At 72.9% G+C, this 11,745-nt stretch carries 12 protein-coding genes; 6 read left to right on the forward strand and 6 right to left on the reverse strand.

Annotated features, from left to right (window positions below; all coding sequences use genetic code 11):
- Nucleotides 1-31: 31 nt before the first annotated feature.
- Entirely contained in the window at nucleotides 32-577 is a 546-nt protein-coding gene (locus AB0D46_RS09330) for a GNAT family N-acetyltransferase (protein WP_362876681.1), read from the reverse strand.
- Nucleotides 578-703: 126 nt separating this feature from the next.
- Nucleotides 704-1,279, reverse strand: coding sequence for a TerD family protein (locus AB0D46_RS09335; RefSeq protein ID WP_281203612.1), 576 nt, complete (start codon nucleotides 1,277-1,279; stop codon nucleotides 704-706).
- Between the two features lie 152 nt (nucleotides 1,280-1,431).
- On the opposite strand from AB0D46_RS09335, the gene arfB reads away from it, so the two are divergent.
- Entirely contained in the window at nucleotides 1,432-1,857 is a 426-nt protein-coding gene (gene arfB, locus AB0D46_RS09340; RefSeq protein WP_362876682.1) for an alternative ribosome rescue aminoacyl-tRNA hydrolase ArfB, read from the forward strand.
- A gap of 110 nt (nucleotides 1,858-1,967) precedes the next feature.
- Here the strand turns inward: arfB and AB0D46_RS09345 are convergent, their stop codons facing one another.
- A complete protein-coding gene (locus tag AB0D46_RS09345; protein WP_362876751.1) occupies nucleotides 1,968-2,519 on the reverse strand; it encodes a flavin reductase family protein in 552 nt (183 codons plus the stop codon).
- A gap of 339 nt (nucleotides 2,520-2,858) precedes the next feature.
- Between AB0D46_RS09345 and cdgB the strand changes: the two genes are divergently transcribed.
- Together cdgB and AB0D46_RS09355 are read left to right on the forward strand one after the other, a co-directional pair.
- Nucleotides 2,859-4,571, forward strand: a complete 1,713-nt coding sequence (gene cdgB / locus AB0D46_RS09350) for a diguanylate cyclase CdgB (protein WP_362876683.1) — start codon at nucleotides 2,859-2,861, stop codon at nucleotides 4,569-4,571.
- Between the two features lie 68 nt (nucleotides 4,572-4,639).
- Nucleotides 4,640-5,659, forward strand: a complete 1,020-nt coding sequence (locus AB0D46_RS09355) for a CBM35 domain-containing protein (RefSeq protein WP_362876684.1) — start codon at nucleotides 4,640-4,642, stop codon at nucleotides 5,657-5,659.
- Nucleotides 5,660-5,746: 87 nt separating this feature from the next.
- Here the strand turns inward: AB0D46_RS09355 and AB0D46_RS09360 are convergent, their stop codons facing one another.
- From AB0D46_RS09360 to AB0D46_RS09370, 3 genes are all read right to left on the reverse strand, one after another.
- Nucleotides 5,747-6,664: a 1-phosphofructokinase family hexose kinase gene (locus AB0D46_RS09360; protein ID WP_362876685.1), complete on the reverse strand. Its 918-nt coding sequence runs from the start codon at nucleotides 6,662-6,664 to the stop codon at nucleotides 5,747-5,749.
- Between the two features lie 131 nt (nucleotides 6,665-6,795).
- Entirely contained in the window at nucleotides 6,796-7,947 is a 1,152-nt protein-coding gene (gene nagA, locus AB0D46_RS09365) for an N-acetylglucosamine-6-phosphate deacetylase (protein WP_362876686.1), read from the reverse strand.
- On the reverse strand, nucleotides 7,947-8,879 hold the full coding sequence (locus AB0D46_RS09370; RefSeq protein ID WP_362876752.1) for an ROK family protein: 933 nt from the start codon (nucleotides 8,877-8,879) through the stop codon (nucleotides 7,947-7,949). The genes nagA and AB0D46_RS09370 overlap by 1 nt, the downstream gene beginning before the upstream one ends.
- Nucleotides 8,880-9,091: 212 nt before the next feature.
- On the opposite strand from AB0D46_RS09370, the gene AB0D46_RS09375 reads away from it, so the two are divergent.
- The 3 genes from AB0D46_RS09375 to otsB all read left to right on the forward strand — a co-directional run bounded on the left by AB0D46_RS09375 (nucleotide 9,092) and on the right by otsB (nucleotide 11,735).
- Complete coding sequence (locus AB0D46_RS09375) at nucleotides 9,092-10,396, forward strand: extracellular solute-binding protein (protein ID WP_362876687.1); 1,305 nt, start codon at nucleotides 9,092-9,094, stop codon at nucleotides 10,394-10,396.
- Nucleotides 10,397-10,499: 103 nt separating this feature from the next.
- Complete coding sequence (locus AB0D46_RS09380) at nucleotides 10,500-10,760, forward strand: DUF3263 domain-containing protein (RefSeq protein WP_362876688.1); 261 nt, start codon at nucleotides 10,500-10,502, stop codon at nucleotides 10,758-10,760.
- Between the two features lie 120 nt (nucleotides 10,761-10,880).
- Complete coding sequence (gene otsB, locus AB0D46_RS09385; RefSeq protein ID WP_362876689.1) at nucleotides 10,881-11,735, forward strand: trehalose-phosphatase; 855 nt, start codon at nucleotides 10,881-10,883, stop codon at nucleotides 11,733-11,735.
- Nucleotides 11,736-11,745: the final 10 nt, after the last annotated feature.

An 11,745-nucleotide genomic window follows, 5' to 3' on the forward strand; every position in this document is an offset into this window, starting at 1 on the left:
GCCCCGGTCACCCGCCCGGTCACCCGCCCGGTCACGCCCCCGCGTCCACCCCCGCCTCCGGTGTCAGCGCCTTGCGCATCACCGTGCAGGGACGGCCCAGTTCGCGGTCCTTGGCCTGGCGCAGGGCCGTGTAGCCCTGGGCCTGCCAGAAGGCGAGCGCGTTGGCGTTGGCTTCGAGTACGGCGAGTCGTACGCCGGTCCGTCCCGCGGCACGGAAGCGGTCCTCGACGGCGCCGGCGACGGAGCGGCCGTAGCCCTCGCGGTGCGCGGTGGAGTCGATGAGCAGCAGGCCGATCCACGGGTCCGGGTCCTCGGACGCCGGATCGGGGTGCCGGTCGAGGGTCACGGCCAGGCCGACGAGGCGGCCGGCGGAGCGGGCCAGCAGCACTTCGGCGCCGTCGTGGGCGAGTTCGTCGGCGAGGGAGGCCGCGACCTGTTCGACGGTGATGCGGGCGGGATCGGGAAAGTCGCCGCTGATTTCGAAGAACGCGTGGTTCGTCGCGTAGAGCGTGGCGATTTCGGTGAGGACCGGCCCGGGCAGGGCGCCGTCCACGGGGACGAGCGGTTGGAGGATCACCTGGGGAACGGTAGCGAAGCTCCCGCCCCGCCGTACGACGGGGCGGGAGCTTCACCAGCGGCTATGCCGTGGACCGGAGTCGGATCACGACCTGCGAACGGACTCCGGACCGGCGGACGCCGACCGTCAGACGTTGACGCCGAAGTCCTGGGCGATGCCGGTGAGGCCCGAGGCGTAGCCCTGGCCCACCGCGCGGAACTTCCACTCGGCGCCGCTGCGGTAGAGCTCGCCGAAGACCATGGCGGTCTCGGTGGCCGCGTCCTCGGAGAGGTCGTAGCGCGCGATCTCGGTGCCGCCGGCCTGGTTCACGACGCGGATGTACGCGTTGCGGACCTGGCCGAAGTTCTGGCTGCGGGACTCGGCGTCGTAGATGGACACCGGGAAGACGATCTTGTCGACGTCGGCGGGGAGGCCCGCGAGGTTGACGTTGATGGCCTCGTCGTCGCCCGCGCCCTCGCCGGTGCGGTTGTCGCCGGTGTGGACGATGGTCTGGTCCGGGGTGGACTTGTTGTTGAAGAAGACGAAGTGACCGTCGGAGACGACCTTGCCCGTCGCGTTCACCGCGATGGCCGAGGCATCGAGGTCGAAGTCCACACCGGTGGTGGTGCGGGTGTCCCAGCCGAGGCCGACCGTGACGGCAGCGAGGCCGGGGGCCTCCTTCGAGAGCGAGACGTTGCCGCCCTTGGACAGGCTGACAGCCATGGGATTGTCCCTTTCCTCATCCAGCACGCACGTACAGGCGGTCAAAGTACCGCTGACTCCTCTAACGCGCCCGGGTACCCGCGGGGTTCCCGCGCGTCTTCCTCCGTGAAATATGAGTGACGGACCGGCCGCGGGCACGGATCATGGGGGGCATGCCTGGTCCCTATGTCATCCGCGGTTCTGTCGTGCTCCCCGAGTCGGAGCTCGCCTGGCGGTTCTCGCGTTCCTCCGGGCCGGGCGGGCAGCACGTGAACACCTCGGACTCCCGGGTGGAGCTGTTGTTCGACGTGGCCGCCACCAAGGCCCTGCCGGACGTGTGGAAGGAACGGGCGCTGGAGCGGCTCGCGTCCCGCCTCGTCGACGGCGTGGTGACCGTACGGGCCTCCGAGCACCGCTCCCAGCTGCGCAACCGGGAGATGGCGCTGGTCCGGCTGGCCGCGCTGCTGGCGGAGGCCACGGCCCCGCCGCCGAAGGCCCGCCGGGCGACGAGGATCCCGCGCGGCATCAACGAGCGGCGCCTGCGGGAGAAGAAGGCCCGCGGCGAGACGAAGCGCGGCCGCACCGGCCGCGACTGGTAGGAGCGCGAGCCCCTTCGGACGCGCGTGCCCCTTCGGACGCGTGAGCCCTTTCGGACGCGCGACCCCTTCGGACGCGCGAGCCCTTCCGGACGCGCGTGCCCTCACGCCCGCTACGGCGCGAGGTGCCGGTAGCGGCCCCGGAAGTACGTCAGGGGCGGTGCGTCCGGCGCCGGCAGGGCGGCGGTCAGGACGCGGCCGATGACCAGGGTGTGGTCGCCCGCCTCGACCCGGGACTCCGTACGGCACTCCAGCGTGGCGAGCGCGCCCGTCAGCAACGGCGATCCGGAGACGGCGCCCCGCTCCCACGGCACGCCCTCGAACAGCAGCCGGTCGCTGATCCGGCCCTTCATGGCGAACCGGCTCGCGATCCGGAGCTGGGAGTCGGCGAGGACGGACACCGCCCACAGCGGCTGCTCCGCCAGCAGGTCGTCCATCCTGGAGCCTTCGCGCAGGCTCACCAGGACCAGCGGCGGGTCCAGGGACACCGACATGAAGGCCGTGGCCGTCATGCCGACGTCCTCCCCGCGCGGTCCGTCGGCGGTCAGGGCCGGTTCGTGTGCGGTGATCAGGCACACGCCCGCCGCCAGCCGGGACATGGCCGCCCGGAACTCGTCGTTGCTCACCCCCTCAGGATGGGGGGTGCCGCCTTCCGGCGCGGTCAGGGGTACGGGGGTCGGGCTCGGGCTCGTCTTCGGCACGTGGGGAACGCTAGTGCGGCGACCGTACGGCGCACATCGGGCGCTGGTCCGAGCCGCGTCCCCGCCCCGGGGCCTAGGCCCCGACGTATCGTTTGCTCCGGGGAAGGGCGGGGAGCGCTCCCACCCAACAGGGGCCTTCTTCCGGTCTGTTGTTCATCTCATGTGACTTGAGTCACAGAGAGCAAGATTTGTTGACCCTGTGTACCTGCCGCACAGCTCACTGTGATTCAGTGGACGGGACACCGCAACGAAACGCCGATGACAAACCTGGAGTTGCTGTCGAGGTCTCGGGGAGAGCGAGCAATGGAGACCGAGTCGGAGCCGTACGTCCGTCTTGCGACCCTGCGGCAGCTGCACCAGGTGGTGGCCGAGCTCAACACGGCCCGGAGCCTGGCGGACACCCTGCAGACCGTCGTGGACGGCATCGTCGTCGGCCTCGGCTACGAGCTCGCCTGTGTCAACCTCGTTCGACCTGACGGGGACCTGGTCGTCGCCGCCTTCGCCGGGGACCCCGCCGCGGAAGCCCTGATCACCGGTCGCGTCGGCTCCCGCCCGTCCTGGGACCGGCGCCTGACCATGGGCGAGGACTGGGACGGCCTGCGCTTCATCCCGCACACCGAGGGCTGGGTCCTGCTGGAGGACGACGTCCCCCAGTGGCACACCGACGGCCCCGACCCGCGGTTCGAGGACGAATGGCATCCCGAGGACCGGCTCTACGCCCCCATGTACGCGACCGGCGGGGAACTGCTCGGCGTCATCTCGGTGGACAGACCCCGCAACGGGCGCCGACCCGGCGCGTGGGGCCGCGAAGCGCTCCAGATGTACGCCTTCCAAGCGGCCATCGCGATCAGCAACGCGAGGCTCCGCGCGAACATGCAGCGGGCCCTCGTCCGGCTCGAACGGGAACAGCAGGCCCTGCGCGCCAGTGAGGAATCCTTCCGCCAGGCCTTCGAGTACGCGCCCAGCGGCATGGCCATCGCCGAAATGGGCGGCGACCAGCACGGCCGGCTGCTCCGCACCAACGACGCGCTCTGTCGCCTGCTCGGTCGGCCCGCCTCCGTCCTGCGCCGCTACTCCTTCTCCGACCTCGTCCACCCCGAGGACATCGGGACCCTGCTGCGCACCTCGGCCGAGGGCGGCCGCGCGGAGCTGCGCCTCGGCCGGCGCGACGGCACGTACGTCTGGGTCTCGCTGCGCAACTCCGTCGTCGCGGACGCCGCCGACGGGCCCCGCTTCCTCCTCACCCACGTCGAGGACATCGAGGAGCGCAAGCGGCACGAGCTCCAGCTCGCGCACCGGGCCAGCCACGACTCCCTGACCGGCCTGCCCAACAGCGCCGAGCTGCGCTCGCGGCTCGGCGCCCGGCTGTGCCGGCGGCCGCAGTCGGTGCTGGCCACGGCCGTGGAGGCGCTCGACGCGGCCTACGAGTCGAGGCCCGGGGCGGGTGGTGCCGTCGAGCACGGCTTTCAGCCGGAGGCCCCCCACGGCTACCCCGGGGCCGGCCGCGTCGACTACCCCGAGTTCCCGGACTTCCCCGGCGCGACGGGTGGGCGCCCGGAGGGCCCGTACGACCACCACGTGCACACCGTCGCCCCCGCCACGGACGTCGACGACGGGACGAAGGGGCTCGCGGTGCTCTTCTGCGACCTCGACGGCTTCAAGTCGATCAACGACCGCTTCGGGCACCACACCGGGGACGCCGTCCTGATCGAGGTGGCGCGGAGGCTGACGACCGGGGTCCGGGACGGGGACACGGTGGCCCGGCTCGGTGGTGACGAATTCGTCGTCCTCGCGGACGGACTGGGCGCCGCCGACGCCGCCGACCTCGCCGTTCGACTGCGCAACGCGATCATCCCGCCGATCCGGGTGGACGGGCGGGCGGTGCGCGTGGGGGCGAGTTTCGGGATCGGCTGGGCCGGCTGCGGGATGTCCGCGGACGAGGTGTTGCGCTCCGCCGACCAGCGGATGTACATCGAGAAGCGGTCCCGTTCCAAGGCCCACCGCAGGGCCGGCTGAGTGGATCGGCCGCTCCTGGGCGCACGTGTTCGGGGTAGGCTCCCGTGGGTCGAAAGGAGTGACCTGCGATGACGACGCCCGCGAACAACGGCCCGCACGGTGGGGCGAACCAGCCCGAGGACGACGATCCGTTCGGCTACCTCTACGCGGACGGCCAGGCCGCCGGAGCCACCCCGCCCGGTTCGGGTGGTGGGTACGGCTACCCCGGTCCCGCGGTCGGCGGTCAGCCCGGCGTGCAGCCCGGCGTCCCCCGTACCTCGTACAACCAGGTGCGCACGGTCGGTGAGCGGACGTACGGCGGCCAGCGCGGCCCCGTGCCCGCCCAGCAGCAGCCCTACCAGGCCCAGTACCAGGCGCCGGAGGCGCTGCAGGCCGGCGGTTACGGCGTTCCGCAGCAGCCGTCGCCGCAGGACCGGACCCGGACGATCCAGCCGCAGGGCGGCGGCGCCGGCCGCGGCAACGGCGGCGGCTCCAGCCGCAAGGGCCTGCTCATCGCGGCGGTCGCGGTCGTCGCGGCGGTGGCCATCGGCATCGGCGCGGCGCTGGCCTTCGGCAAGGACGACGACAAGAAGAACCAGGCGGACCCGGGCCCGGCCCAGTCGGCGGCCCCGCCGAACAACTCCGACGCCCCGAAGCCGAGCGGCTCCCCGGCGCCGTCGCCGACCCCGCTGCCGAAGGCGGACGCCTCGGGGTCGGGCATGGCCCTGACGGGCGGTGCGACCCTGATGAAGGCGGTGCCGGGGGCGAAGAGCGCGGACGGCCAGTACGTCGGCAACTTCAACCAGGTCGGCGCGGCCGTCACCTGGACCCTGGACGTGCCCAAGAACGGCCAGTACAAGGTGAAGATCACCTATGGGGTGCCCGGCAAGGACGCGAACAGCACGCTGACCGTGAACGGCGACGCCCAGTCCCGTCCGATCAACATGAAGAACTACTCCCTCGCCAAGCCGGGCGAGTGGGACAAGGGCTGGACGCACACGTACTCGCTGGTGCAGCTGAAGAAGGGCACCAACACGATCAAGGTCTCCTGCGAGCAGGGAAACCTCTGCGAGATCAACATCGACCAGCTCTGGCTCGAACAGGGCTGATCCGACCCTGCCCCGCCGCCGGCCCTGCCCCGCACCGACCCCCACACCCGTCCGCGGTGCGGGGGTCGAGTCGTCCCGGCCACAGCGCTAGACGGCGGTCACGGTGACGGATCCGGTGAGGGACGCGTACGACGCCGGGTCGAACTCGCCCGCCGTCCGGGCGTGGACCGTGGCGGCCGAGAGGGCCACCGCGCGGGTGAGGCGGGCCGGCCAGTCGAGGCCCTCGGTGAGGGCGGACAGCAGGCCGGCCACCGCGGAGTCGCCCGCGCCGGTCGGGTTGCCGCTCAGGGCGCGGGGCGGGGCGGCCCGCCAGGTGCCGTGCGCGGTGGCGGCGAGGAGGCCCGCCGGGCCGAGCGAGGTGACCACCGCGTGGGCGCCCCGGCGGCGGGCGTCGCGGGTGGCGGGGAGCGCGTCGTGGGAGCCCGTCAGCTCGGCGAGCTCGGCGGCGTTCGGCTTGATCATCTCCGGCCGGGCGGCGACCCCCCGGCGCAGCGCCTCACCGCTGGTGCCCAGGAGTACGGGGACGCCGGCCGCGCGGGCCGCCCGTACGAGGGCGGCGTACGCGCCCACCGGCACGCCCGGCGGCAGGCTGCCGCACAGGGCCACCGCCCGCGCCCCGGCGACGAGTTCGGCGTAGTGCGCCTGGAACGCCGCCCACTCGACGGCGGTGATCTGCGGTCCGGGTTCGTTGAACTGGGTGGTGTCACCGGTGGCCTCGTCGACGACGGCCAGGGTGCGGCGGGTGGTGCCCGCGCAGGGGAGCAGGGCGTCGACCACCCCGGGCGAGGCGGCCAGCAGCGTGCGGACGACCTCGCCGGTCGGGCCGCCCGCGAAGCCCGTCGCCGTGACCTCGTGGCCGAGGGCGGCGAGCACCCGGGCCACGTTCAGGCCCTTGCCGCCGGGGCGTTCGGCGACGGCGGTGACCCGGTGGGAGGCGTGCGGACGCAGCCTCGGCACCCGGTGGGTGATGTCGAGCGCGGTGTTGAGCGTCACGGTGAGGATCATGACCGGTCCCGGTTTCGGTGTGTGCCGGGATCATGCCAAACGGAGGCCGGTCGGCCCAGTCCCCCGGGCTCCGGGCCCGCACCGCCCCCACCCGAACGGGGCGCGGCAGCCCCCCGCCCGCAACGCCCCGTTCAGCCGAGCGGGTTGACGATCCATTCGCCGCGCCGCATGACGCCCTTGACGTCGAACTCGGCGTCCAGGACGACGAGGTCGGCGTACTTGCCCGGGTCCAGCGAGCCGACCCGGTCGTACAGGCCGAGCAGCTTGGCCGGGTTGGCGGAGATCGCCTGGACGACGGATTCGACTGGGAGCCGGTCCAACGTCACCGACCGCTTGAACGCGGTGTCCAGGGTGAGGGTGGAGCCGGCGATGGAGCCGCCCTCCACGAGCCGGGCGACACCGTCCTTGACCTCGACCTCCAGCGGACCGAGGTGGTAGGTGCCGTCGCCGAAGCCGGCCGCGTCCATGGCGTCGGTGATCAGCGCGACGCGGTGGGCGCCCGCGTGGTGGAAGGCCAGCTCCAGCATCGCCGGGTGCAGGTGGGTCCCGTCGTTGATCAACTCGACGGTGACCCGCTCGTCCTCCAGCAGCGCCGCGATGGGGCCCGGGGCGCGGTGCTCCAGCCCCGGCATCGCGTTGTACAGGTGGGTGGCGACGGTGGCGCCCGCGTCGATCGCCTGCCGGGTCTGGTCGTACGTGGAGTCCGTGTGGCCGATCGCGGCGATGACCCCGTGCTCGGCCAGCAGCCGTACGGAGTCCAGCCCGCCCGGCAGCTCGGTCGCCAGGGTGAACATGCGGGCCGCGCCGTGCGCGGCGTCGATCAGCTTGCGGACCTCGGCCGGGTCGGGGTCGCGCAGGAGTTCCTCCTTGTGCGCGCCCTTGCGGCAGGGGTTGATGAACGGCCCCTCGAAGTGGATGCCCGCGATCTCGCCCTGTTGGGTGAGCTCGGCCAGCAGTCCGGCTCGCCGGGCCAGTTCGGTGAGGTCGCCGGTGACCGTGGACGCGACGAGGGTCGTCGTGCCGTGCTCGCGGTGGGTGCGGACGCCCTTGAGGACGTCCTCGGCGGTCCCGGAGGTGAAGGAGGCGCCGCCGCCGCCGTGGTTGTGCATGTCCACGAAGCCGGGGACGAGCCAGTGCCCGGACAGGTCGACGTGCCGCGCGCCCTCGTCGGCGCTGCCCGCGATGCGGTCTCCGGAGACGATGACCCGGCCGCCCGCCACGGTGCCGGTCGGCAGCACCACCCTGGCGCCGGAGAGAACGGTGCTGTGTGCGCTTCCGGACATCAGGCAGGTACCTCCGTGGCGAGTAGGTCCCAGGCGAGCAGCCCTGCGCCCAGGCATCCGGCGGTGTCCCCGAGGGCCGCCGGAACGATCTCGGGCAGCCGCTGGAACGTCACGCGTTCCTCGACGGCCGTCCGAAGCGGTGTGAACAAGGTTTCTCCCGCCTCCGCCAGCCCGCCACCGATGATCAGCGTGCGCGGGTCGAGCAGGGTGATCGCGGTGACGAGCCCGTCGGCGAGGGCGCCGATCGCGGACAGCCAGACCTCGCGGGCGCGCGCGTCACCGGACTGGACGGCCTTCGCGCAGTCCGCGGCGTCCGCCTCGGGGTCGCCGGACGCGGCCGCCCAGGCGCGGCTGACGGCGGCGGCGGAGGCCAGGGTCTCCAGGCAGCCGTGCTGGCCGCAGCCGCAGGCGGGTCCGCCGGGCCGCACCACGATGTGACCGATCTCGCCCGCGTAGCCGTGTGCGCCGGCCTCGATGACCCCGGCGATGCCGATGGCCCCGGCGATGCCGGTGCCGAGGGGGACGAACAGGAAGCGGTCGGCGCCGTGGCCCGCGCCGATGCGCCCCTCGGCGAGGCCGCCCGTGCGCACGTCGTGGCCCAGGGCCACCGGGATGCCGCCGAGCCGTCTGCCGAGGAGCTCGCGCATCGGTACGTCGCGCCAGCCCAGGTTCGCCGCGTACACGGCGATTCCCCGGTCGGCGTCGACGATCCCGGGGACGGCGACGCCGGCGGCCGAGGCGGCGGCGCCGAACCGTTCCCGGCCCAGCACCAGCAGCTCGGACGCGAAGTCCAGGATCGTCTCGACGACGGCCTCGGGGCCCCGCTCGCGGTCGGTGGCGCGGCGCGCCTCGTGCAGCAGGGTGCCGTCCTCGGCGATGAGGGCGGCTTTCATCCCGGTGCCGCCCACATCGAGGGCGATGACGTGTTTCACGGGTTTCACAGGTGACAGTCTCGCGTGCTCGGCGGGCAAAGGTCTAGTCCATTGGGTGGGATTGTTGAGTGGCCATACAAATTCGGGAGCTTGGTCCGGCTACGGTCCGGACACAGTCCGGGCGCCGCGTGCGCGGGGGGTGTGAGGGAGCCGCCAAAGTGGTGTAGACCTTACGTCGAATCGTACGTACGACAAGGGGTGGATCGAGAACCGTGAAGGGCCGTTACCTGAGCCTGGCCGCGTCCGGCGCCGTGCTGTGCCTGACCGCCGTGACGCTGACCGGCTGCGGCAGCCTGGAAAGCCTCACCGGGGACAACGAGGTGACCCTGCGGGTCGTGGCGGCCGACTACGGCGACAATCCGCAGAACTCCTCGACGGGCTACTGGAAGGACCTCGCCGCGGCCTTCGAGAAGGACAACCCGAACGTCCGGGTCGAGGTCAGCGTCTACTCCTGGTCGGAGGTCGACGCGAAGGTCGCCGAGATGGTCAAGGCGGGCAAGGCCCCCGACATCGCGCAGATCGGCGCCTACGCCGACTACGCGGAGGCGGACAAGCTCTACACCGTCGACGAACTGCTCTCGGTGAAGACCGAGGCCGACTTCCTGGCCCCCCTCGCCGACGCCGGCAAGGTCAAGCGGGTCCAGTACGGCATGCCGTTCGTGGCCAGCACCCGGCTGCTCTTCTACAACACCAAGCTCCTCGGCGACGCCGGCGTCATCCCCAAGGACGGCGCGACCCCCTGGCAGCCCAAGAGCTGGGCCGACCTGGAGGCCGCGGCCAAGAAGCTCAAGGCCGCGAACGTCCCCACCCCGCTGGCCGTGCCGCTCGGCCGCGAGGAGGCCCAGGCCGAGTCGATGATGTGGATGCTCTCCGGCGGCGGTGGCTACACCGACAACGAGGAGGGCTACCAGATCGACTCCCCGGAGAACGTCAAGGCCTTCGAGTTCCTCCGCGACAAGATGGTCGGCCAGGGCCTGACCGGCTCCGTCGAACCGGGCAAGCTCGACCGCCAGGCCGCCTTCGACGCCTTCAACCGGGGCGAGGTCGGCATGCTCAACGGCCACCCCACCCTGCTCAAGCAGGCCACGGGCAAGGGCGTGAAGTTCGGCATGGTGCAGATGCCGACCGTCGACGGCACCGACCACTCCACGATGGGCGTCGCCGACTGGGTCATGGCCTTCAAGAACGGCCACAAGAAGGAGTCCGGGAAGTTCCTGGACCACCTGTACTCGGCGAAGAACGTGACGACCTTCACCAACCAGTACGACCTGCTGCCCGTCACCACCAGCGGTTACCGGGCCATGGAGGCGAGCACCGGCGGCTCCGCCGCCCAGCTGAAGACCTTCCTGACGGCCCTGCCCAACGCCAAGCTCTACCCCGTCGGCAAGAAGTCCTGGGCCGGGGTCAGCGAGGACGTGAAGGAGAACATCGGCAAGGTCGTGCAGCCCGGCGGACAGCCCGCGAAGGTCCTGGAGGACATCGCGACGTCCGCGAGCAAGGCCGACGGCGACCGCTGACCCCGCCGCCCCGGGCACCACGCCGGCCACCGACCCGCGGCCCCGCGGCGCCACCGACACTCGCCACGCCGCGGGTGTCGGTGGCCGCCGTTAATCTGGCCGTATGACGGACGACGGGCAGGCGGAGCGGCGGCCGGCGACCCGGCTGACCGACACCGAGGCCGCCGTACTCGCCTACGAGGGGCGCAGCTGGCCGGGGCCGGGCGCCAAGGAGCGGGCGATACGCGAGGCCCTCGGGCTGACCCCCGTGCGCTACTACCAGCTGCTCAACGCCCTCATGGACGACCCGCGCGCCCTGGAGCACGCCCCGGGCACCGTCAACCGGCTCCGCCGCGTCCGCGAGGCCCAGCGCGCCCGACGATGATCCGCCCGCGATCCGATGGTCATCCGCCGGGGCCGCGCGCCCGACGGTTCGGGTCGGGCGGCGGTCCCGGTCCGGAGGTGGTCTGGGCGGAGGGCGGATTACGCCGGTAGGGTCATCGGTATGGGGAGCCGCCCGCACGACCTGCCGATGCCCGAGCCCGTCACCGCCGCCGGACGCGAGGGCCTCCAAGCCCTCCTCCGCGCACCCCGCAGGGCCGTCGTCGCCCTCGACTTCGACGGCACCCTCGCCGACATCGTTCCCGACCCCGACCAGGCCCGCGCCCACGCCGACGCCGTCCCGGCGCTCGCCGCGCTCGCGCCCGAGGTCGCCGCCGTCGCCGTCGTCACCGGCCGCCCCGCCGGGGTCGCCGTACGGTACGGCGGGTTCGCCGGGGTCCCGGGACTGGAACACATGGTGGTCCTCGGCCACTACGGCGCCGAGCGCTGGGACGCCGTCACCGGCATCGTCCACGCCCCCGCCGATCACCCGGGCGTCGCGGCCGTACGGGCCGAGCTGCCCGGCTTCCTCGACTCCATCGGTGCCTGGCGCGGCACCTGGATCGAGGAGAAGGGCCGCGCGCTGGCCGTCCACACCCGCCGCGCCGCCGACCCCGAACAGGCCTTCGCCGCCCTGCGGGAGCCGCTCGCCGAGCTGGCCGCGCGGCACGGGCTCATGGTCGAGCCCGGCCGGGCCGTCCTGGAACTGCGACCGCCCGGCATGGACAAGGGCGTCGCCCTGACGGAGTTCCTCGCCGAACGCGACGCCGAGGCCGTCCTGTACGCGGGCGACGACCTGGGCGACCTCGCCGCCTTCTCCGCCGTCGAGAAGCGCCGAGCCGACGGACTGCCCGGACTGCTGGTGTGCAGCGGCTCGGCGGAGGTGCCCGAGCTGGCCGCCCGCGCCGACCTGGTCCTGCCGGGACCGGCCGCCGTCACCGCCTTCCTCGCCGCGCTCGCCGAGGCCCTGCGCGCCTGACCGGCGCCCG

Origin of the sequence: Streptomyces sp. NPDC048383 (assembly GCF_040651775.1) — a bacterium.
Lineage (GTDB): Bacteria > Actinomycetota > Actinomycetes > Streptomycetales > Streptomycetaceae > Streptomyces.

Bases quoted from the DNA above. Each gene is read 5' to 3' on its own strand.
- AB0D46_RS09335 (WP_281203612.1), bottom strand. From the start codon at position 1,279: ATGGCTGTCAGCCTGTCCAAGGGCGGCAACGTCTCGCTCTCGAAGGAG.
- arfB (WP_362876682.1), top strand. From the start codon at position 1,432: ATGCCTGGTCCCTATGTCATCCGCGGTTCTGTCGTGCTCCCCGAGTCG.
- cdgB (WP_362876683.1), top strand. From the start codon at position 2,859: ATGGAGACCGAGTCGGAGCCGTACGTCCGTCTTGCGACCCTGCGGCAG.
- AB0D46_RS09355 (WP_362876684.1), top strand. From the start codon at position 4,640: ATGACGACGCCCGCGAACAACGGCCCGCACGGTGGGGCGAACCAGCCC.
- AB0D46_RS09360 (WP_362876685.1), bottom strand. From the start codon at position 6,664: ATGATCCTCACCGTGACGCTCAACACCGCGCTCGACATCACCCACCGG.
- nagA (WP_362876686.1), bottom strand. From the start codon at position 7,947: ATGTCCGGAAGCGCACACAGCACCGTTCTCTCCGGCGCCAGGGTGGTG.
- AB0D46_RS09380 (WP_362876688.1), top strand. From the start codon at position 10,500: ATGACGGACGACGGGCAGGCGGAGCGGCGGCCGGCGACCCGGCTGACC.
- otsB (WP_362876689.1), top strand. From the start codon at position 10,881: ATGGGGAGCCGCCCGCACGACCTGCCGATGCCCGAGCCCGTCACCGCC.